This is a genomic window from Aliiroseovarius lamellibrachiae (genome assembly GCF_018599245.1).
GTDB lineage: Bacteria > Pseudomonadota > Alphaproteobacteria > Rhodobacterales > Rhodobacteraceae > Aliiroseovarius > Aliiroseovarius lamellibrachiae.
The window spans coordinates 442,653-465,074 of record NZ_JAHEVJ010000002.1 but is presented as its reverse complement, the minus strand read 5'-3'; the positions used below and the strand labels follow the sequence as shown (position 1 = coordinate 465,074).

Below are 22,422 nucleotides of genomic sequence, written 5' to 3'. Positions count from 1 at the left end.
CTGTTCAAAGTCCCGGTTGAACCGTGTTTATCCTTTGCAATCCCATGCGCGTTTCACCAAACGGTCTTGGCGTGAATACCAATACGCCCGTTCATTCGCCGACAATCGCGATGGGTTTCTCAACAGCGCATCCGCTGTTTTCAAGGCTTCTGGCACTTTGCGGCATGGGTAATACTCTGGCGCTGTTGCGGCTGGTTGCTTTTCAACCTCTTCCACTTCACACCCGGCAAGAACCACACAGGCAGTTGCCGTAATCAATGACATTTTAAACATAACAATCCCCTCCTTAATGTGGAAACGCTTGTTAAATGCGACGGGCGGGCACGGGTGTTCTTGTGACATGACCCACAAGAAATTGCGCGTTTTGCGCCCGGGCCCACGGTAGAGTTTTGGCCGTTTCCACCACCACAACTCAGGAAATTCAACTAGATATCAATAAGCTCACCACTTCGAATTCGACCTGTCAACCTAACCCAATGGACCAGTCAGCTTGTAAAAAACCTGTTTTTGAGGATCGTTTTTGACCTATTCCAAGATCAAAACCTGCGCCGATACTTGGGCGGAATACGCATTATCTTACCCGATTCTGACGATGCGTTTTTGCGGTGCTTTTTGTGAGAATTGGGAAATAAGTGACCGTAAAAACAAGAAACCCGGTGCTCCACAACAGGGCTGAGACGGCCATAATGCTTCCCGTGCTTGCACCAAAGGCCGCAAAAAATCGCAGCACAACCGATGCCAAAACAAGGCAATATGAGGTGGTGATCGCACGGTTGGCAACTGGTTTTCGACCGGCATGGGCCAAGCTTGCCCGCGACATAATCGCCAAGGATGTCACCCCGATTGCCCCGGCCATCCAAAGATGTTGCGCCCCAATCATCGGGCTGAACGGGACGCCAAGCCCCGCAAGGCACACCGCCAAAAATCCCAGTGGAACAAAGAGATAGCCAAGGTGCAAGATCCACAACATAGGTTCAGATCGTGTCTGCCACCCCGCCCAGCGCGACCATCGAACAAGATGGGCAACCCCGGCAATCGCGCATAAATATGACACGCCGATATGATCGGGCCAAATGATCCATGCCGCCAAAGAAGGCAGCGTGACCGCCAAAGCGGCGCGATCAATGGCGTTAAACGGCGCCGGGCGCGCTTTGTGTCCCTGTTTGACCAACCAGTTTCGGGTGAAGCTCGGGATGATCCGCCCTCCGACCAGGCTAAGCAACACGACCGCCACACCCAAGCCAAGACGAAACCCAATGGCTTCGGCGGCGACACGCCCCAAAGCGGCCTCGACATGGAACACCAAATTCGCGACCCCAAACAGAAAATAAAGCGCCAAAAGGGGGAGGTTGCGCCAGTTTTTACCGGCCCAGATTTCTCGACCGATGGAAAGGGTCAATGCCGTGGGCAGCAAAAGATCCAATACCCCAGCGATCCCCGGTGACAGAAATTGGGACACCCCAATCGCGAGCCGCCCCAAAAGCCACAACGCGAACAATGCCGCGACAGGCCAGCCAACGATAGGCAATCGTCCGGTCCAGTTGGGCACCGCAGTCAACAAGAAACCTGCCAGAACCGCACCCAGATATCCAAACAACATCTCATGTGCATGCCAGTCGAGCGGGAAAAACAGGGACCAATACGCCGTCTCATTGGACAGAATGACAATCCAATACAGCATTGCAAGAACAGCCCAAATTCCCGCGCCCATAAAAAATGGACGATACCCGTAAGACAGGATCGCCGGGCCTGACCAACCGCGCACGCGTTCCGACGACGACTTTTGTGGCTTTGCTGGTTGTGTGCTCATGGGGTCACGCGAAGGCCATCATGCTAAAGTGATCGCAGCTCGGCACCAGGCATCAAGGGCGTTCGGGTCATCCGGCAACTCCTCGGCCAGCCCCCCTGCGAATGCATCAAAACTTGCACAGCTGGCACCGCTGACACCAACCAGAACCGGAATACCCAATTGAACGGCACGGCCAATGGCGGACACGAACCCGCGGCCGGCGACTTCCTCTGGTCCGAATTTGTTAAGGATAAACAGCGCCGCCCCCTCCAACGTACCGCCTTCAACCCGCGTGACCGCCTCGGCAATTGCACTTGGATCCAACCGGCAGGCATCAGAGCCCGCGCCAAGATTTTGGGTAATTTGAATAACCGGACCCTTGGGTAAAACCTGCACCTTCATGTCACAGCCATTTTCAAAGCTGCTTTCGTGACTAAGATCTTTCACGATCCCCGCCAAGGCGACCCCCTTGGCTTGCAACCGCGCGACAAGCGCGCTCAGAAGTCGATCTGTTTCGCCTTGTTTTTGCGATGTCACACGCGCAATTTTCATCATCCTATCCTTCGCTTATCGGACCAATGAGTGCCCAGACCAATCGACCCCTCGATCCCCGGTTAAAAAACCATCTGACAGACGGATATTTTCATCCATCTCCTGAATGTCACGCGCGATGACATCCGCGGTTTTTTCTCCCTCCAGCAGGTCGCGATACATCTGACAAATCTCGACAAACCCATTGGATTGTGGTGACAGGCGCAACGCGGTGACACCGGCCTCTTTCAAAGAGTCGATTTGATGCACGGCGCAGGCATAGGTGTCAGACAGGGTCTGCACGCCGTTCATTGTCAGAAACGGCTGGTCTTCCAGCGTGCGCACATCCAGCCCATCCGCATCATCCTCACATGCAAATTGGCAATTGTCTTTGGCCCGCCCATGCATACGCGCGTGGTAGCAACGGCCCGAAATGGCCAGCGGCACGCGACCATGGCCCCAGACCTCAATCGCCACGCCCAGATCAGCACCAGCTTTCGCCAGAACACTGACGGACCCCAAGGGCAACTCTGGCGGCAGGCACACCCGTTTGGCCCCCCGCGACGCCAGCCACGACAACGTGCCTTCATTGTAAACATTCACCAATGGGCCAACAGAAAATGGTGCATTTTCAGGCAAATAGGTCAAAGCCGTCAGGTCGTTAATCTCAACCTCAACCCCCATATCAGACAGTTCCGCCGCCTGCTTGCGTTCGCGTTTCAATGTTACCAAAGCCAAGCTGGTCAATGAGACCTGCTTCCCTGCCTCCAGCAAGGTTGCCACCGCATCCGGAATGCGTGCCTGATAAAAAGGCAACCGTTTTGAGCAGACCAGCTCGCCCAACACAACCCGATCAACAGGGGCCGATGCCAGCGCATCATAAAAGGATGCCCAGCGCTCCGCGCTCCAGAAAAACTGATTTGGTCCTACGGTCAATTCCATCGGCTTATCTCCATGTTTTCTTGTAAGCACCGGTGGTCATCGCCTGCCCTTCGGACAAGCGCGCGAGCATGCCTTCGGGCATCGGCTGCCCCGCCTCAAGCGCATCCACAGCCGCACGGAAGTTGCGCACCACTTGGGCCACATATGATCGTGACCGTTGCCGCCCTTCGATTTTAAGCGCCGTGACACCGGCCTTTTGTAGCTGAGGGATCAGTTGTTCGGCGTTCAGGCTGACCGGATCCTCAAACAAATGCCCGGTAGCGTCCCCCGCACTAAAGCAGCCTTTGCACAGGGTCGGATAAGGGGCGGCATCTTCTTTGCCGACGCGGTGGATTGTGTAGCCACCCAAACGGGCATCCAAGACACCGTCATCATCGTGATACTCGACGTGGCTCGCGGGCGAGCAGACACCGTTCATATTGGGTGACCGGCCGGTGGCATATGATGACAGTGAACAGCGCCCTTCGGCCATGACACACAGCCCACCAAAGACAAACACTTCGGTTTCCACCTCGGTTTCGGCGTTGATCGCGGCGATTTCAGGGACGGACAGAACCCGAGGCAAAACCACGCGTTTCACGCCAAATGTCTCTGCATAAAAGTTGATCATATCCGCATTCGCCGCAGCGGCCTGAACAGACAGGTGGCGGCGAAGTTCGGGATGATTGCGCGCGGCGTAATCCAACAGGCCCGGGTCCGCCAGGATCACCGCATCAGCGCCCGAGCTGGCCGCGTCAGACACGGCCCGATGCCAAATCGCCTCGTCGCCTGCGCGCGGGAATGTGTTGATCGCAATCAGCACTTTGGATCCCTGCGCATGGGCAAAGGCAATGCCCTCGCGCATCTCGGCACGATCAAAATTCAACCCCGGAAAATTCCGCGCGTTGGTCTCATCCGCAAAGCCACAATAGACGGTATGGGCCCCGGCTTTTACCGCGGCCCGCAAGGCGGCTGGCGTGCCGGCTGGACAAACAATTTCCATCACCATGCCTCGGCCTCCTCTGGTCGTGACAGGTAAACACCGGTGCGACGTTCCAAAAACCCAAATGCGCGTTGAAGCGGTTTGGCCATGGGGCCAGTCAATTGGGTGATTTCCTCTGACAAATCCAGTTCGGCATCATCGACCGCATTGCGCAAAGCAAGCGCCGCGGATGTGTCCCCTTCAATCAGCAAGTCGCGAGAAAAGAACAGCGCATCACCATCAAAGGCCCCGTGGACAAGACCCAGCAAGGCGGCAATTGGCCCGGCAATGCGCGCATCCCCCACGCCCTGCCCCCTCACGACCTTGATGCGTGGCACGCCGCCATTTGGCTCCAGCTCAATCACAAACGGCAGATCCGTTGGATCCAGCACAAAGCACGCATGGTCATGTTCGCCCAACCGACGAAACAGACTTGGATGATGGGTGGCCACCCGTTTTGAGTAAGCCGTAAGAGACATGGACAATGGCGCCAACGGCATCACCCGCAGCGCGCGCGCGACCAGCGGCGGCACTTTGGGAATTGGCATTGAGGATTGGGTCAAATGGTGTTCCTTTTTCCCAGCCGCATTTTTCCGGAAAATGTGGCGTTCAACCCGCCCTTGCTACGCGGTTGCAAATGCGCCCGAGTTGACGATTGTCAAATCACCGATATTTTTTTGCTGTTACATGCTGGAAAAATCGAATTGAGGAGTGGCCTCTTGCGCGAGCTTCCACCATTTCCAAGTTTGCGCAGTTTTCTGGACTGGTGCAATGAAACAAACCAGCTGACCTCTGTGCCAGAGCCCGTCGCCACACGCCACCAGATGACGGCTGTCCATCGCATGGTGCTGGAAGCCGGTGGGCCGGTGTTGCGGTTTGATCAACCGATGATCGACACTGGCACACCATCAGATACGCCCGTGATCACCAATCTTTTTGGAACAACCGCCCGCGTGGCCGCCGGGCTGGGCATTACATTGGACAAACTGGATGATCTGGGCGCCTTTCTTGCCGCCTTGCGCGCGCCTACGCCGCCGGATGGTTTGCGCGATGCTCTGTCGCGGTGGCCCATGTTAAAAGCAGCCCTTTCCACGCGGCCTAAAATTGTCAAATCTGCGCCCGTGCAGCAGGTGGTCAAGACCGAGAATGACGTCGATTTATCCGCCATCCCTGTGCAAACCCATTGGCCGGGAGATGCAGGACCGCTGATCACGTGGCCCGTTGTTGTCACCCGGCCCCACGGCACAGAGGCAGGGGATGTCGCAACCTATAATGCCGGGGTGTACCGCGCGCAGGTGTTGGATCACAACCGGGTGATTATGCGCTGGTTGCCCCATCGTGGCGGCGCGGCCCATCACCAAAGTTGGGCGCGTGAAGGTGAGAAAACGCCGATTGCCATTGTCTTGGGCGCAGATCCCGCAACATTGCTGTCGGCGGCCCTTCCGCTTCCGGAAAGCGTATCAGAGCTGACCTTTGCAGGTGCGTTAAACGACACACGCCCCCGGTTGGTTGCGGCCAAAACCGTGCCGTTGATGGTGCCAGCCGAGGCCGAGATCATTCTGGAGGGATGGGTGTCACCAACAGACACGGCACCCGAAGGCCCCTTTGGCGATCACACCGGGTATTACAATCCCGCGGAACCCTTTCCTGTGATGCATGTCACGGGGATCACACATCGCAAAGATCCGCTCTATCTGTCGACCTATACAGGACGCCCACCGGATGAACCGGCGATCATAGGCGAGGTTTTCAACAAGCTGGCCTTGCCGACAATGCGTGCACAGATCCCTGAAATCAAAGACATTTGGTTGCCGCCTGCCGCATGTTCCTATCGTATGGCTGTCGTCAGCATCAACAAACGCTATCCGGGGCAAGCCCGCCGGGTGATGATGGCCTTGTGGGGAATGCTGCCACAGTTCAGCTATACCAAGATGATCATCGTGGTGGACGATGACATTGATCCGCGAAACTGGGACGATATTGCATGGGCACTGGCCACGCGCATGGATCCATCGCGGGATGTGATGATGATTGAGAACACCCCGATGGATTATCTCGATTTTGCCTCTCCTCAACCCGGGCTTGCGGGCAAAATGGGCATTGACGCCACCACAAAAATTGACAGTGAAACCACGCGTGAATGGGGAGAGGTGATGGCCACCGCCCCTGACGATGCCGCCTTTGCAGCGGATCTTGTTGCACGCGTGATGCCGGAGTTGAAAGCATGACCAGCCCTCGTGTTATTTTAGGTGTCGCGGGGGCCTCAGGTGCGGCGCTTGCGCTGTCGGTCGCGCGCCAGCTTCGCCAGACCGATGTCACCTTGGATTTGGTTGTCAGCCGGGCCGCAGAACGGACGTTGCAGGAAGAATGCGGCCCCAACGCCAAAGAGGCACTGTTCTCTCTGGCGACGACCCTGCATTCAATTGACAATATCGGTGCAACTATCGCCTCGGGGTCCAGCCCGGTGGCGGGGATGATCGTGGCCCCCTGCTCCATGCGCAGTTTGGCGGCCATCGCAAACGGACTAGACGACAATCTGCTGACGCGCGCGGCGGGCGTTCAATTGAAAGAACGACGCCGATTGGTGCTGATCACGCGCGAGGCCCCGTTAACGCTTGCGCATCTTCGCAACATGAGGTCAGCGACAGAGCTTGGCGCGATCATCTTCCCACCTGCGCCGGCATTTTACCTCAAGCCACAAAGCCTTGATGAGGTCATCGACCAAATCGCCGCGCGTTCCATTGATTTGCTGGGGATATCACGCCCGATGGCAAAATCCTGGTCGGACAGCTGATCCCCAAAGGCAGAATTTGACCTTGATCAAAGAACTGAGAACGACTCGCATCTATTAACTGACGAAAATACTCAGATTGAGTCTGCTCAGACAAAGGTGCCGAGATGGAATTGAAACTAAAAGACCTCGCGGTTGGGGACCGGGCACAGGTGGCGAAATTCTGTGACACTGCGCAATCCTATAAACGCAAATTGTTGTCGATGGGCCTGACCTTGGGCGCAGAGTTTAGCGTCACCCGACTGGCCCCTTTGGGCGACCCTGTTGAAATTCGCATTCGTGGGTATGCCCTTAGTCTTCGCAAACACGAAGCCGAAGCAATATCGGTTACAAAGGTCACCGCATGACCGCGCTCACCATTGCGATTGCTGGCAACCCAAATTGCGGGAAAACCACCCTTTTCAATACCTTAACGGGAACCCACCAACATGTAGGAAATTGGCCCGGCGTGACGGTTGAAAAAAAGGTCGGGACATTCACACATCAATCGATCACCGTAAATCTGGTTGATCTTCCCGGCGTATATTCACTGAGTGTTGCCGGCGATGACGCATCGTTGGATGAACGGATTGCCCGCGACTTCATCCTGACCGAACAGCCAGACCTCGTTGTAAATGTGCTGGATGCCTCGAACCTTGAACGCAATCTCTATCTGACCGTTCAACTGCTTGAAATGGGCACACCCGTTGTGGTGGCATTGAACATGATGGACATCGCCGCGTCGCGGAAAATCCAGATTGATACGCATGCGCTGTCGCAAAAGCTTGGCTGCCCCGTGATTGGTTTGGTTGCGGCTGAGAACACGGGCATTGCCCCCCTAAAAGACCTTGTGATTGACGCCGCGAAGAACGGCCTGCGACCGAGCAACAGCACTGTTTTCTCGCCCCCTATGGAAGCTGCAATCGCGAAGCTTTGCGACATGCCCCCAACAACAATAGGTACGCAAAACGCCCGATGGCTGGCGATTAAAACCCTTGAGGGGGATGAGATTTGCCCCGCCATGATAGATCCCGAATTCGCCGATCAGGCGCAGCTATTGCGTCAGGAACTAGAGGCCGAAAGCGGGTTGGACGCGGACACGTTGGTCGCCTGTGGGCGCTATGAATTTGTCGCGCAGATTGTTGAGCATGCGGTTCAACGAACCAATGAAATCAGCCGAACGATCTCAGATCGCGTCGACCATGTGATCCTCAACCGGATGCTTGGCATTCCGATTTTCCTGCTGGTCATGTATCTGATGTTCATGTTCACCATCAATGTCGGCGGGGCGTTCATCGACTTTTTCGACATTTTGGCGGGCACGCTGTTTGTGGACGGAGTGGCCGAACTGTTGGCATGGGGTGGCGCACCAGACTGGAGCGTGACTTTGCTGGCAACGGGGGTTGGTGGCGGCATTCAAACCGTCGCGACCTTTATCCCGATTGTGGCCTGCCTTTTCCTGTTTCTCTCTGTGTTGGAGGACAGCGGCTATATGGCACGCGCCGCTTTTGTGATGGACCGTTTCATGCGCATGATCGGTTTGCCGGGGAAATCATTTGTACCGCTGATTGTTGGGTTTGGCTGCAATGTCCCTGCAATCATGGCGACACGGACACTGGACAGCCAACGGGATCGCACGTTGACCGTGATGATGGCCCCTTTCATGTCCTGTGGCGCCCGGTTGCCCGTTTATGCGTTATTTGCAGCCGCCTTTTTCCCCACGGGCGGGCAAAACCTTGTTTTTGCGCTGTATTTCCTTGGTTTATTGGCGGCCGTTGGAACCGGGTTACTTTTGAAAGTCACACTGCTACAGGGCAAACCCACCCCCTTCGTGATGGAACTCCCCCCCTATCATCTCCCCTCATTTCGCGGGATATTGCTGCGCAGCTGGCATCGGTTGCATGATTTTCTGACCGAGGCCGGGCAAGTCATCGTTGCGATGGTGGTTGTGCTCGCGTTTCTGAATTCCTGGGGCACGGATGGCAGCTTTGGCAACGAAGACAGCGATGCATCTGTGTTGTCACAAATAGGGCGCACCCTAACCCCGGCCTTTGCCCCGATGGGTATCGAACAAGACAATTGGCCAGCGACCGTCGGCATATTCACCGGGATCCTCGCCAAAGAGGCCGTGGTTGGCACGCTCAATACGCTTTATGCCGATTTGGCCGCGGAAGGCCAACAGGGGGAGAAGCCCTATTCTCTGGCCAATGGCATCACATCCGCCTTCGCCACAATCGGCCCAAATCTGCGCGATGGGTTTGGCATGGCGAGCGACCCGCTGGGCTTGAATATCGGCGATGTCAGTTCACCCGACGCGGCCGCAGCGACCCAAGAGGTTGACGGCAGTATTTTTGGCACGATGGCCTCGTTATTTGACGGGCGTATTGGGGCTTTTGCTTATCTTCTGATGATTTTGCTTTATATGCCTTGTGTGGCAACGGTTGGGGCCATCTGGCGCGAAACCGGTTGGCGCTGGGCCGTGTTTGCCAGCGGATGGACCATGGGCATGGCCTATGGAACGGCGGTGCTGTTCTATCAGGTCGCAACCTTCGCCAGACACCCCACAGGGTCAAGCTGGTGGATTGCTGGGATCCTTGGCTTGGTCCTTTGCCTTGTCGTTGCCCTTGGCCTGATTGGCCGGAGGTCAAATGCCACGCCGCCACCAATGGCATTGCGTTAGGATTTCCCCATGCTGCTGGACCTCAAAGCATATCTAGAGAAGCGTGGCTCTGCGAGCATTGTGGACTTGTCCAACAAGTTTCGCACACCCCCAGATGCATTGCGTGGAATGCTTGCGCATTGGGTCAAAAAAGGGCTGGTCGTGCGGCATGATTTTGGCGCGGAATGCGGTGGCTGCAAGCCGACAGGCGATTGCGGTGGCTGCGGTGTCTCGGCGAGTTTTGAGATTTATGATTGGATTGGCCCCCAAGGATAATTGGGGGCCAACACCTTTTCCTGCACCAAAACAACACCCGTCGCAGGTGTTATACGGTTCAATTTTGCGGCAGCACGTCTTGGTCTTCCGGCGCAAAATGCCCCATCCATTTTCTCACATCAAAGACATCAAAATAGATTGAAATCAGCGCGGGGAAGACCAGCAAAACCAAGATCATTGATGCCATCAACCCAAATGCAACGGACACCACCAAGGGAACCATCGTCTGCACCTGCGGATTACTGTCCAAAATGATCGGCACCAGACCAATAAAGGTGGTTGAGGTCGACAATAGTATTGGTCGGAACCGCGCCCGAACTGCATTCAGAGCGGCCTCTACATAATTCCTCTCGATCAGGTGGGTTTGGAAAAATGTCAGAAACAGAATGGCGTTGTTGACCACAATCCCAGCCAGAGAGGCAAAGCCAATCATGCTTGGCATCGACATGTTCAACCCCAGCGCCCAGTGGCCCAAAATTGTGCCAATTAACGCAAATGGGATCGACAGCATGATCACCACCGGCAATGTGTAGGATCGGAATTGAAATGCCAGCACCATATAGACTCCAACAAGCCCCAAAAGCAGCAACACCCCCAAAGATTTCTGGCTTTCGTTCTGCTCTGCGGTTGCCCCGCTGATGCCGACGGAAACGCCTGGAAAACGCGCCTTGATATCTGGGGAGATATCGTCCGTCACCACAGCGGAAATAAGCGCGGATGTGGTGGCTGATTTGTCAATCTGCCCCCGGATCCGCGCCAGCGCACGGCCATCTTTCCGTGTGATTGTTGGATAGCCCTGCTTCATGGTCAGCTCTGCAACTGTCGACAAGGCCACCTGTTTGCCTTGCCCGACAGAGATCGGAAACTGCTCCAGATCGGTCAGGTTGGCGACGGTATCATCCAATTTCACCCGCACAGACATGCTGGATTGATTTGAACGAAAGCTGTCCGTCTCGGCCCCTTCAAATGCGCTGCGGATCTGGTCAGACACACGCTGCGGCGTCAACCCAATGGAATAGCCATATTCATTAAGCGTCAACCGGATTTCTTGCCGGCCACCATAGAAATCCTGCGAGGCCTCACTGACATCCGGGCGCGCCAAAAGCGCGCCGAGCATGGCGTTCGATGCCGCCTCAAGCTCTGCCAGATCATATCCGGTCAATTCCACATCAAGATCAAATCCACCGGGACCCATTTCAGACTGTGTAAACGATGATTGCGTCAGATCCGCAATCGGCCCCGCCGCCGCCCGCCATGCATCAAGCACCTCATCGGCGGACACATTCCGCAGGCTACTTTCCAGCAGGTCGACCGTAATGGTGGCCGTGTTGGATCCGTTGTCATACACATCACTGTTTACAGCATATTGCACCAAACGGCGTTGCACCAAGGGCGCATTCCCCACGGTGCCTTGCGTGAATTTCTGATCCACCTGATCCAAAGCCACAAGCAATTGATCCACGGTCGAGATCGTGTGCGCGCGCGCGATCCCCGATGTCAGTGAAAAGCGCGCCCGGATCGTATCGCTTTCGGTCGCGGGGAACCCCACCACCTTAATGGTACCAGACGCGATCAGGGCGATGGACAGCATTAAAATCGCAACGACTGACCCAAGCGTCAGATACCGCCATTCAACCAGCCGCGCCGCGATGGGCAGCACCACACGCTCTTTCAACCGATCCAACAACTTCGCCGCCCATCTGTTTTCGTGATCCTCGACCCCGCCGCCGCCCGAATGGCTTAAGTGATGCGGCAGGATCAAAAACCCTTCGATCAAAGAAAGCGACAGCGTGATCAACAAGACCACCGGAATAAAGCGTAGAATTTGCCCCATTTCACCGGACAAAAACATCAGCGGACCAAACACACAAGCGGTTGTTAGAAAAGATGAAATCACACCCGGCATGACCTCCAACGTGCCTTTTACCGCCGCTTCCAGCGGGCCGACCCGGTGGCGCCATTTGTCGATATTTTCCGCGATGACAATGCTGTCATCCATGATCAGACCGACCGCCATCAAAAGGGCCACAAGCGTGATCATATTGATCGTGACGCCAAGGGTGCTCATAACAAAAAGGGTGCCGAGGAACGACACGGGAAGGGTCGCAGAAATCCATAACGCCTCGCGCAGGGAAAAGAACAACCACATGGTGGCGAACACCAGAACCAGCCCCATGGCGATGTTTTTCACGATGACATCAAGGCGTTCCTCGACAACCTCGGTCATATTGTTGGTGACGGTCAGATCGAAGGGGGCGGGATAGGCGGCCCGCTCGGCTTCGATCACTTCTGACACCTCCTCGAAAACCCGAATACTGTCCACATCTTTGGCTTTTGAGATCGAGATAATGGCCGCTTGGCTGCCGTCGATAAAGGCCTCGATATCCTCATTGGCATCGCGCATCTGCACGTCGGCCAGATCACGTAACCGCACAAACCCGCCGGATGCATTTTGCAAAACAATGAGGTCTTCAAGTTCCGCAACGGTGCGGCGGGTATCATCATAGCGCAGCACAATGCTGTTGTCCGTCAGATCAGCACTTCCAAGCGGCTGGCTGAGGCTGCGCGCGGTGATGGCATCAACAATGTCGCGGCTCGACAGTCCAAAACGGCGCAAGGCGGCTTCGTCAAACACCACCTGAAGTTCGCGATCCGTGATGCCCGAAACAGTGGTGTCCGCAACACCGTCCAAAGCCAAAAGTCGGTCCGCCAATTGGTCGCTATATTCGATCAGTCCCTGTTTTCCAGAAATCCCCGACACCGCAAGCAGTGCGACAAGATCGGTTCGAGACATGACCTCAACAGCGGGGGTTTCCGCCTCGGCCGGGAAATCATTTATGCCGGACACCGCCGAGAACACATCATTGAAGAACTGGATAATTTCGCCGCCTTCCGACATTTCTGCGGTGGCACTCGCGCGGCCATCTACGGACAGGCAGGTCAACTCCGCCAAGCCATTGACGCCGGTCAAAGCATCTTCCAGAGGCGTGCAAACATCTTCGTCCACATCGCGTGCAGACGCGCCAGGATAGATCACCGTGACCCCAACATTTGTGGCCGCAAATTCGGGAAAGGTCTCGCGCTCGATTGAACGGATTGTCGCAACGCCCAAAATGCAGATCAGTACCATCATCAAATTGGCGGCCACCGGGTGGCGTACAAAATAGGAAATCATATCACTTGTCCCCGCTTTCCGGCAGATCGACCGGGGCAAGTTTCATCCCCAGAACGGGTGGATTTGGCGACCCCAAAACCAAACGCTGTCCGTCGCGAAGCCCCTTTATGACAATCACCTGATCTTTGAGAACCTGGCCCAATTGCACTTCGCGCATTTCCAATCGGTCGTCATCATTTGCCACATAGACGAAGGACGTCCCCTGATCGGACATATGCACCGCATTGCGTGGGATCGACAGATTGTTCCCAGTGGGTTTGGTTTGGAATGTCACCTCGACGAAGCTGCCAACTTGAAGCGGTGGCCGGTGAAGCACGGGATGCGCCACCAACGGATCACTGACGCGTACGACAATTCCCATCGCGCTGGTTTCGCTGTCCATAGAGCCCCTTTGGCGCATGATCTGTGCAGACCAGCCTTGCATCTCGGTGTTTGACGCAAGTCGCACGGTTGCCGTTACGCCGGCTTCATTCAGCACGTCGACAAAACGGCTGGTTTCAATTTCGACGTCCGCAGCGACATCTGGCGCAATATCAGGCGCGCTCTTGCCATTGAAAAGCGAAAACACCAGGGGGCCAAAGGCCGAGGGTTGCAGCTCTGCCACCACTTCAACCGCATCGGTGCTTTCAAGCGTGATAAGGTTGTCCCCAACACGGACAAATTGGCCCAACTCGCCCGAAATACTCGCGACGCGCCCACGGAAAGGTGCGCGAATGGTTGTTTTCGACAGGGCACGTTCCGCCTCGGCCAACTCAGCAAGGCGCAAGGTCAAGGTCGCACCCAAGGTCTCTTTTTGCGCTGGGAATAAGGCCAGAGTATTATCTGTTTTTGTGAGCGACATTTGCTGGGCCAAAAGCGATTTTTGCGCACTATCAACCGCGGCCACCGACCCGGCGCCACGATCCAACAGGGATTTTACCCGCTCATATTCCGCTTGCGCGACCTCCAGGATGCGCCGTTCTACATCGCGCAATTTGGTTGTATTTTCTTCCTGCCGGGTCATTTCCGCGATCTGCGCTTTTACAGACGCCACATTGGCCAATGCCTTGCTGTGGGCAAGTTCGTGGTCTGTGCGGTCCATCCCGAACAGCACTTGGTCCTTTTCGACAATGTTGCCCACATCCAAACCGACAGGCATTTCAACCATACGCCCCTGCACTTCCGCGATGGCAGACCAGCTGTGTTCGGCGGCGACACGACCATATCCCACCGCTTCGGACGCGATGGGATGCGAGGAGATGGTTTGCATACGCACGGCCAGCGCCGTTTCTGGCAAGGTCGGCATGTCGGGCGCAGGCCGCGATGTCATCCAGACAAACCCCACCGCACCAACAACCAGTGGCGGAAGTAATAAGAGTGGTTTCAGGTTCATCAGGATCTCTCTTTCAGGTTTTGGCTTTGGCGGTGGATATCACGGTTTGTCACGTATCCTGCGCGGAGTGCAAAACACACGACATCTGTTTAACGTGGCGCTTTTTGTTTTCCGTCGCGCTCTGTGTGATTTTCATATCACATTCCGTCTTTCGCATATGACTTAAACTTCTGCCAAGGCACAAGCCCCAATAAGCGGCATTTGGGCACAGCGACCCACCCTGAAAACACATTAGCCAAGGGTCGCTCAAACGTTATTCAGCCTTAAACGACAAAAGCCGGCCCGCAGATCGCGAACCGGCCCAGCCCTATCGGTTTGTTCGACGTCACATCAAATCAAAGCGCGCACTTTTTCCAAGAGCGCTGCGTTCACCGCGACACCTTCTTTTGCTGCGCGATGGCGACAGGCCCGGCGGCCATCGCCCGGCAAACGCGCGCCATCCTGCTCCCGAAACGAAGCAAGCAATGCCGTCAGCTTTTCTTGGAACATGCCGCCCGACGTGGCAACAGGGTCAATCGCAATAAAGAACTGACCTGTTTTCGGCGGCCCCCCCGCTGTGCCGGAAAACGGGCTGGCGACGGACCCCAAGGTGGCCCCGGTCATCGCAGCGGCCATCAGCTCCACCGTCAGCGCAATTCCGACCCCTTTGTAGTCACCGGATGGAACCATCGACCCTTTCAGGCCCGCATCTGGGTCAGTGGTCGGCGCGCCATCGGCATCCAACACCCAGCCCAAGGGCACCTCTTTACCTTCGCGCGCGTGTTTCATCACTTCGCTTTTGGCAATGGTGCTGGCCGATTGATCGATCAGCAAAGCGGCGTTGCCAGCCTCATCCGGTGCCGAGATGGAAAACGGGTTCGTGCCCACCACGGGCTTGGCCCCCCCGGATGGTGCGATCGACGCGGGCGCATTGGTAAATCCAAGCCCCAACAATCCGGCCTGTGCCAACCGTTGGGTATGCACACCAAGAACACCACAGTTATAGGAATTATTCACCGCAAGAACAGCGACCCCCATCTCTTTCGCCAATGGGATCAGTTTTTCAAACCCCAAATCAATGGCAGCATGCGCAAACCCTGTCGCCGCATCGACGGTAACCACGGCTGGTCGCGGTTGCGCCAAAACTGGGACAGCCTGCCCATCGACCTTACCGCATTCCACATGCTGTGCGTAAATCGGGATATAGGCGAGCCCATGCGAGGCCACCCCATCCGCTTCAGTCATCGCGGTCGCCACGGCCAATGGGCGGGCGTTTTGTTCGGATGTGCCTGCGTTCACAAGGGCGCGAAAGGCAAGGTCTTCGATTTCAGATAGGGTCAGTGTTTCAGTTGCGGTCATGTCGGTCTTTCTTGTTGTTATTCTTGCGGATCAGTCACCTAGGTCAGTGAGAGCGGATCAATCATTGTCGCTTAACCCTGCCCCGGCCCCACGCAGGCGGCTCTCTTCGGTTGCTGGCGCATAGGTGCGATGGGCAAAAACGCCAAGGCGCTCCCAGCTTTCGTCAGACACATCTGCGCGCATCACCGGTTCACGTCGCCCGGCCATTTCAGCGGGCGCGATGAACACCACGCGATCCGCTTGCGCAGATCGAAGCGCCGTTGCATCGCCTTGAACGCTGAGTTGTTTGCCATCGGTGGCCAAACGGACACCCTCCCATTCAACGGCCACTGGCACCCCAAGGCGCAATGCAGCCCCCCCCATAAAGGGCACCGCGAGCATCGGCAGGCTGACGTTTTCCATCGTAATGGTTCCACGCTCGAGCAAACGCACAGCGCAATCACTTAAGGCGGCACCGGCCAACAGCGGGCTCATCCGCCGCGCGGGCGCATGCCAGACGTCGGCGCGCAACGATACAGGCGAGAAATCAACCGGCGGCAGGCGGTCGTTAAGCTCCAGCAAATCTGCCAGCAATTCGGGTCCAGAAAACCCAAAAGACGACAACCAACGCGTGCCTTTGGCGGCTTCTTCCGCCAATCCCCAGGACAAGCCGGCGCCACGGGCGGCCCGTTTGCTCATCGCTTCGATTTCGTTCAAAGAATGGCTCATGCGCCCACCCCTTTCATGTCGGATCCGTCACGATCTGGAAACACCCAGAAATCTGCGTTCTCAGTCGTCAGTTCGGTTGGGAACGGCGCATTGCCATACATACAAATCCGCACCCAACGATCAGAGCGTGGATCAAATTGTGTGGCCCCAAAGAACGCCAACTTACAGCGCAGCATGTCAATCGGCAGCACCTGATCCGAAATCGTGTTGTCGCGAATTTCCGCATAGGGCGCGCGGCCCACAATTTGCGCCCGGCGCAAGACGTGGCGATGCTCTGGATGGCGCAAAACAAACTCAGCAACCTGCGCCTCGTCCGGCCAATGCTCAAGTGCCGCAAACAAACGCGCCGCATCCCGCCCGGGTGCCAAGGGTTGCTCATATTCTTCAATAGGTTCTTCGAACCGTTCGCCCAAACGGGGTTCCAGCTTTTCTTCAGACACATACCACGCGCGGGCTTTATTCTCCGGCGCCACCCAATCAGTGTCGATCGCCCACGCATAAATATCCCGAAGCAAGGCGCGCAGTTCGCCAATTGTCATTGCCCCAGCTATACGGAAAGTCGCGGTATTGTCAGCCGCCATATCATCAGCGAACCCATCAACCAGATCACCATAAGGTTCGAGGATAAGCGACGCGATCCATTCCTGCCCTTCCAGCGACAGGGCAGTTTCGGCCCAAATATATAACCCATCCCAAGGGCGCGGACCGCTCAGGTCATTTTTCGCGAGATAGTCGCTCACTTTTTCCACGTCAGCCCGCAGACCGTCGAGCTTCTCAAGCTGGATCTTATGTTCTGAATGCCATCCTGCGATGGTGATTTTGCTCCGTTCAATCAACGACAGGAAAAGGGCCACCTCTTCTGCGCCAGCAGCCTGCAAAGACCGCACAGTCTGAATGGCGTTTTCTCTGGCCGCCACCCAGTTGTTGAAAAGAACCGGATGGTTGAGCAGGAACGGCGCCATGCCCAGCCCGGTTGAATTGCCGATGCCCATCGAGCGGGCCAGTTCGTCAGACAGTTTCGCCGCATCTTCGCCTGCATTTGCAGCACGACGATCCGCCATATGCTGCACCAGATCACGTACAAACCAGCGGGTCAGGAAAACCGACAGCATTTCCACTTGGAACGGGGCGCGGAATTCGGGCCGGTCGGCGATCATTTCGCGATCCGCCGCGCCCAATTTTCCTGATCCATAAACAGCGGTGGTGCGCATCAGATACCCCACAGCGTCAATTTGTTCAGCAGAGGGTTGGCGACCGGCCGCCAGTTCAGACACCACATGTTCCCACAGGCGAACCGATCGGTTGGCGCGCGATACAGACAGTTCCGTTCCCGAAACACGACCCGCTTCTTGCACCGGAATATTATGGGACAGGCGTTCAATATCGTCCGCAGTCGGCACCCCGTCAAACAGAGTAAATGTTGCATCCCAAGCCTCGGCGATCACGCGGTCAGATCGTTTTTCCGCAGGAAGGTCATGTGCATAGGCAATCAAAGAATAGGCACGGTCTGGGCCATGTGCGGTATAAACCGCGTGACCTTCACCATTGTCATCCACCTCAAATGCGGTTTGCTCAAACGTCCAGCCTTCGCGCGCAAGGCGGCGGGTCAGGACGCGCATAAACGACAGGCGCGATTGATGGATGGAACCGAGGCGCGCGAGGCGCATGACCGTATTTGGGTCGCGGCGTGCTATATCGCTCATTCTATTGGCCTTTGCAGTCAGGACGTTAAGGTGGTTTCCTTTTTCAGCGAATTGGAAACGCGGAATGTCGGGCGCCCGAAGGCGCCCGACAAAGGCTTAGCTTTCTTTGCCTTTGGCCAAGGTGATGCGCAGGGCATCCCACAGGGACGGCAAAAGGATCAGCGAAACGGGTACAGCGGTCACAACGATAAAGCTTTGCAGCTTGGACACGCCGCCCGATCCAACCGAGATCAGGATGATTGCCATGACGCCCATGGCCACGCCCCAGAACACACGCACTGGAACCGAAGGGGTGTCGCCTTTGGTCATCGTAGCAGAGATCACATAGCTCATCGAATCCCCGGTTGTGGCCACAAAGATCGTGGTCAGGATCAGGAACATGACCGAGACAAGAAAGCCCATCGGCAAGTTCGAGGTGATCGCCAACAGGGCCGCTGGCAGGTTAAAGCCCTCAAACGCCGTCGAAATGGTGCCCGGCTCGGACAGTTCCATAAAGATGCCGGTGCCGCCAATGATAGTGAACCAGAAGTTGGTCACAATCGGTGCAATGATCGACAGCATGATGATGATCGAACGGATCGAGCGACCACGCGACACGCGCGCAATGAACATTGCCATCAGCGGGCCATAGCCCATGAACCAGCCCCAGAAGAACACGGTCCACCAGCCCAGCCAGCCGGGTGCGCCAAAGACGCCCGCGTCCCCGCGGAACAGCGCCATCTGGAAGAAGTTTCCGATATAGGTGCCAAAGCCCGAAAAGAACGAGCCAAAGATAAACCCGGTTGGGCCGGCAATCAGAACAAACACCAACAACACAGCGGCCAGGATCACGTTCACTTTCGACAGGATCTGAATACCGCGCGACAGACCAGTCATCGCCGACACGGTGTAAATTGCCACCAGACCAGCGATCACAATCGCTTGGGTGATGAACACATCAGGAATACCAAAAAGGTCGGACAGACCATAGCTGACTTGCAAACCAAGAAAACCAATGGGGCCAACAGTGCCCGCCACAACGGCGATGATGGAGGCGGCATCAGCGATCAACCCAATCGGGCCGTGGATCGCTTTGTCACCAAACACAGGATAAAGCAGCGTGCGCGGCGCAAGCGGCAGACCCTTTTCATAGTGATAATGCATCAGCATCACGGTCGACAGAGACCCCAAGATGGCCCAAGCCAAAAAGCCCCAGTGCATAAAGCTTTGGGCAATCGCGGCGTCGACGGCCGCCGCAGTGCCGCTTTCTGCTCCATAAAGCGGGGGCGAAGACAAGAAATGCGCAATCGGTTCACCCGCCGCCCAAAACACGCCACCGCCCGCAAGCAATGTACACATGATCATGGAACCCCACTGGAACGTGGTGAATTCTGGTGCGGTCAGACCGCCCATGATCGCCCGGCCACCGGGCAGCACACATAGCACCAACCCGATCAGGAATGTTGCGAGCAACAAAACCTGCCAGTAAAGACCAAAATAGGTGGCTGAGACATTAAATCCCCAATCTACAGCCGCCGACAGCGCATCAAGATTGATCAGCGCGGCCAAACAAAAAAGCGCAATAAAGCCGCCTGAAATCAGGAACAACGGTTTGTTGACCGCACCCTGATCTTGGCTCTCTTTTGCTTGATTTTCTACAGATGCTTCCGACATCTTTCCCTCCCAAGTGTGGCCCGCCCTGCCCATACAGGGAACGATTTTTTCCAGACCACGTTACGTTGACATTGTCCCGCTAGCGTCCCTTCTGCGGGCCAAAGTTTTCGGCAAAAAAGCGATACCAATTGCCACCCATGATCCCGGCGACCTCTTCGGCGTTCATGCCGGTTGCCTTAAGACCCTGTTCGATATTTCCGAAATGACGGTTGTCTTCGAACCAATGCGGCATGGGCGGAAATCCAGCATTTGCCGCCGATCCCTCGCCGTAGTCGATTTCCTTGGTCCAACGTCCCACGCGCATCCATTCGACAATGCTGTCGGGCTGATCCTGACAAAGGTCTGTGCCAATGCCCAAATGCTCGGCACCATATTTATCTGCGGTGCGCGCGATCATCTCGCAAAAGCTTTCCAGCGTGCAGTCGCCCTTGTCTTTCAGGTGATGCGGGTAGACCGAAAAGCCCATCATTCCGCCATTTTCCGTAACCGCGCGAATGACCTTGTCTTTTTTGTTGCGCAGCGCCGGCGACCAGTCATGCGGGTTGGCATGGGTGATCGCAATTGGGCGTTCAGACAGCTCCGCCGCTTCAATGGTTGACCGGTCCGCCGAATGGCTCATGTCCACGACAAGACCCACGCGGTTCATCTCTTTGATGACCTGTTTGCCCATGCGCGTAATGCCCATGTCTTCGGCCTCATAACAGCCGGTCGCAAGCAAGGATTGGTTGTTATAGGTCAGCTGCATGAACCGCGCGCCAAGGGTGTGAACGATCTCGACCAGCCCAATGTCATCCTCGATCGGCGACGGATTTTGAAAGCCAAAGAACACCGCGGTGCGCCCGGTTTCGCGTGCCACATCAATGTCAGACGCCCATTGACCTTTCATGATCAGATCAGGATAGGTTTCAAACCAGCGGTTCCATTTTTCAAAATTCAGAACCGTTTCGCGAAAATTCTCGTGGTACGAGATGGTGACGTGGATCGCATCCACGCCCCCTTCGCGAAGCTGGCGGAAAATCTTCTCCGACCAATTGGCATATTGCAGACCGTCGATAAGCATCAAACGGCGCCTGCGCTGATGTAGGCTGTTTTCACGGTGGTGTAGAATTCCGCCGCGTTTTTACCTTGCTCGCGCGGACCGTAAGAGCTGTCACCACGCCCACCGAAAGGTACGTGATAATCGGTGCCCGCGGTTGGCAGGTTGATGGTCACAACACCGGTGCGCGCATTGCGACGGAAATGCGTGGCGCGGGCCAGCGATTTGGTCACGATGCCCGAGGTCAGGCCAAAATTGGTGTCGTTAACGGTCGCAATCGCCTCGTCATAGCTGCCTACTTTGATGACGGATGTGAGCGGGGCAAACATCTCTTCGCGGTTGATCCGCATGTCATTGGTGGTGTTCACAAACACACCGGGCGACATATAGAAACCGTCGTGGGGCATCTCTAGACGCGCACCACCACAGGCCAATTCGGCCCCTTCGGTTTGGCCAAGCGCGGCATAGGCAAGGTTTTCTGAGAGCTGTTGTTCGCTCACCACCGGACCCATTTGGGTGCCAGCCTCAAGCGCGTGACCAACCTTCATCGCTTTTGTGCCCGCAATCAGTTTTTCCACAAATTCGTCATGCACAGCGGAATGCACAACCAGACGCGAGCTTGCGGTACATTTCTGACCGGTGCCGCCAAACGCGCCCCCAAGGGCAAGGGTCACAGCCAGATCAACATCCGCGTCGTCCATCACGGCCAGCGCATTTTTGGACCCCATTTCCATCTGCACTTTGGTCAGGTTTTGAATGGCAGCCGCAGCAATGCCCTTGCCCACAGGAACAGACCCCGTGAACGAGATTGCATTGACCTTTGGGCTTTCAACCAAGCGCTGCCCCACCGAACGACCTGCGCCCATGACCAATGAGAAGAGACCTTTGGGGATGTCCTGACGGTTGATGATTTCGGCCAAAGCAACGGCCGAGGCGGGCGTTACATTGGCAGGTTTCCACACCACGGCGTTGCCGTAGCAAAGGGCCGGGGCGATTTTCCAAGATGCGGTGGCGGTAGGGAAGTTCCAAGGCGAGATGACCGCCACAACGCCCACAGCCTCGCGGCGCACGTCGATCTCAACACCCGCACGAACCGAGTCTGCATTTTCGCCAAGCTGACGCAGACATTCCGCCGCATAATAGGTGAAGAATTGGCCGGCGCGGTACACCTCGCCTTTGCCTTCGGCTTGTGGCTTGCCTTCTTCGCGGGCCAAAAGTGTGCCCAGCTCATCCGCGCGCGCCATCAGCTCGTTGCCGATCGCCATCAAAACCGCTTGCTTGCGCTCCATGCCGTAAGCTTCCCACTCGGCCTGCGCCACACGCGCCTGATCAAGGGTTGCCTCCAGCTGATCAGAGCTGGCTTGGGCAAAGATGCCGACCAGATCCGTCAAATCCGACGGGCTGCGGTTTTCGATTTCACCTTCGCCGGTCAGCCATTCGCCAGCAATCAAGTTTTTTTGGATATCAGTCATGATGTGTCGCCTCACACAGAAGTCAGTTTCGTTTGGT

19 protein-coding genes are annotated in these 22,422 nt (G+C 56.2%); 5 read left to right on the top strand and 14 right to left on the bottom strand.

The features are described from left to right. Positions 1-27: 27 nt before the first annotated feature. The 6 genes from KKW20_RS05665 to ubiT all read right to left on the bottom strand — a co-directional run bounded on the left by KKW20_RS05665 (position 28) and on the right by ubiT (position 4,786). On the bottom strand, positions 28-273 hold the full coding sequence (locus tag KKW20_RS05665) for a hypothetical protein (RefSeq protein ID WP_214566874.1): 246 nt from the start codon (positions 271-273) through the stop codon (positions 28-30). Positions 274-571: 298 nt separating this feature from the next. Beyond that, positions 572-1,810 carry an NnrS family protein gene (locus KKW20_RS05660; RefSeq protein ID WP_214566873.1) on the bottom strand — a complete coding sequence of 413 codons (1,239 nt, stop codon included), beginning with the start codon at positions 1,808-1,810 and terminating at the stop codon, positions 572-574. Positions 1,811-1,828: 18 nt separating this feature from the next. After that, positions 1,829-2,341, bottom strand: a complete 513-nt coding sequence (locus KKW20_RS05655; protein WP_246534459.1) for a DUF2478 domain-containing protein — start codon at positions 2,339-2,341, stop codon at positions 1,829-1,831. Positions 2,342-2,356: 15 nt separating this feature from the next. Continuing rightward, positions 2,357-3,262 (bottom strand): ubiquinone anaerobic biosynthesis protein UbiV, encoded by a 906-nt coding sequence (gene ubiV / locus KKW20_RS05650; RefSeq protein WP_214566871.1) that lies wholly within the window; start codon positions 3,260-3,262, stop codon positions 2,357-2,359. Between the two features lie 4 nt (positions 3,263-3,266). Next, on the bottom strand, positions 3,267-4,244 hold the full coding sequence (gene ubiU, locus KKW20_RS05645) for a ubiquinone anaerobic biosynthesis protein UbiU (RefSeq protein WP_214566939.1): 978 nt from the start codon (positions 4,242-4,244) through the stop codon (positions 3,267-3,269). Further along, complete coding sequence (ubiT, locus tag KKW20_RS05640) at positions 4,244-4,786, bottom strand: ubiquinone anaerobic biosynthesis accessory factor UbiT (RefSeq protein WP_246534458.1); 543 nt, start codon at positions 4,784-4,786, stop codon at positions 4,244-4,246. The genes ubiU and ubiT overlap by 1 nt, the downstream gene beginning before the upstream one ends. A gap of 156 nt (positions 4,787-4,942) precedes the next feature. Between ubiT and KKW20_RS05635 the strand changes: the two genes are divergently transcribed. The 5 genes from KKW20_RS05635 (at position 4,943) to KKW20_RS05615 (ending at position 9,928) form a co-directional block, all read left to right on the top strand. Further along, entirely contained in the window at positions 4,943-6,451 is a 1,509-nt protein-coding gene (locus KKW20_RS05635) for a UbiD family decarboxylase (RefSeq protein ID WP_214566870.1), read from the top strand. Beyond that, positions 6,448-7,017, top strand: coding sequence for a UbiX family flavin prenyltransferase (locus KKW20_RS05630; protein ID WP_214566869.1), 570 nt, complete (start codon positions 6,448-6,450; stop codon positions 7,015-7,017). Before KKW20_RS05635 ends, KKW20_RS05630 begins: the two co-directional genes overlap by 4 nt. 104 nt (positions 7,018-7,121) lie before the next feature. Further along, positions 7,122-7,361 carry a FeoA family protein gene (locus KKW20_RS05625; protein ID WP_246534457.1) on the top strand — a complete coding sequence of 80 codons (240 nt, stop codon included), beginning with the start codon at positions 7,122-7,124 and terminating at the stop codon, positions 7,359-7,361. Beyond that, positions 7,358-9,673 carry a Fe(2+) transporter permease subunit FeoB gene (feoB, locus tag KKW20_RS05620; RefSeq protein WP_214566868.1) on the top strand — a complete coding sequence of 772 codons (2,316 nt, stop codon included), beginning with the start codon at positions 7,358-7,360 and terminating at the stop codon, positions 9,671-9,673. Before KKW20_RS05625 ends, feoB begins: the two co-directional genes overlap by 4 nt. 9 nt (positions 9,674-9,682) lie before the next feature. Continuing rightward, a complete protein-coding gene (locus KKW20_RS05615) occupies positions 9,683-9,928 on the top strand; it encodes a FeoC-like transcriptional regulator (RefSeq protein ID WP_214566867.1) in 246 nt (81 codons plus the stop codon). Positions 9,929-9,986: 58 nt separating this feature from the next. Here the strand turns inward: KKW20_RS05615 and KKW20_RS05610 are convergent, their stop codons facing one another. The 8 genes from KKW20_RS05610 to KKW20_RS05575 all read right to left on the bottom strand — a co-directional run bounded on the left by KKW20_RS05610 (position 9,987) and on the right by KKW20_RS05575 (position 22,385). Further along, positions 9,987-13,103: an efflux RND transporter permease subunit gene (locus KKW20_RS05610; RefSeq protein WP_214566866.1), complete on the bottom strand. Its 3,117-nt coding sequence runs from the start codon at positions 13,101-13,103 to the stop codon at positions 9,987-9,989. A gap of 1 nt (position 13,104) precedes the next feature. Next, complete coding sequence (locus KKW20_RS05605) at positions 13,105-14,475, bottom strand: efflux RND transporter periplasmic adaptor subunit (protein ID WP_214566865.1); 1,371 nt, start codon at positions 14,473-14,475, stop codon at positions 13,105-13,107. A gap of 330 nt (positions 14,476-14,805) precedes the next feature. Beyond that, positions 14,806-15,813, bottom strand: coding sequence for an Ldh family oxidoreductase (locus tag KKW20_RS05600; protein ID WP_214566864.1), 1,008 nt, complete (start codon positions 15,811-15,813; stop codon positions 14,806-14,808). Between the two features lie 57 nt (positions 15,814-15,870). Then, on the bottom strand, positions 15,871-16,521 hold the full coding sequence (locus KKW20_RS05595; protein WP_214566863.1) for a DUF3726 domain-containing protein: 651 nt from the start codon (positions 16,519-16,521) through the stop codon (positions 15,871-15,873). After that, on the bottom strand, positions 16,518-18,224 hold the full coding sequence (locus tag KKW20_RS05590; protein WP_214566862.1) for a hypothetical protein: 1,707 nt from the start codon (positions 18,222-18,224) through the stop codon (positions 16,518-16,520). Before KKW20_RS05590 ends, KKW20_RS05595 begins: the two co-directional genes overlap by 4 nt. Before the next feature lie 96 nt (positions 18,225-18,320). Beyond that, on the bottom strand, positions 18,321-19,877 hold the full coding sequence (locus KKW20_RS05585; protein WP_214566861.1) for a BCCT family transporter: 1,557 nt from the start codon (positions 19,875-19,877) through the stop codon (positions 18,321-18,323). A 79-nt stretch (positions 19,878-19,956) separates the two neighbouring features. Further along, positions 19,957-20,937, bottom strand: a complete 981-nt coding sequence (locus KKW20_RS05580; protein ID WP_214566860.1) for a membrane dipeptidase — start codon at positions 20,935-20,937, stop codon at positions 19,957-19,959. Continuing rightward, complete coding sequence (locus KKW20_RS05575; protein WP_214566859.1) at positions 20,937-22,385, bottom strand: aldehyde dehydrogenase family protein; 1,449 nt, start codon at positions 22,383-22,385, stop codon at positions 20,937-20,939. The genes KKW20_RS05580 and KKW20_RS05575 overlap by 1 nt, the downstream gene beginning before the upstream one ends. Between the last annotated feature and the right edge of the window lie 37 nt (positions 22,386-22,422).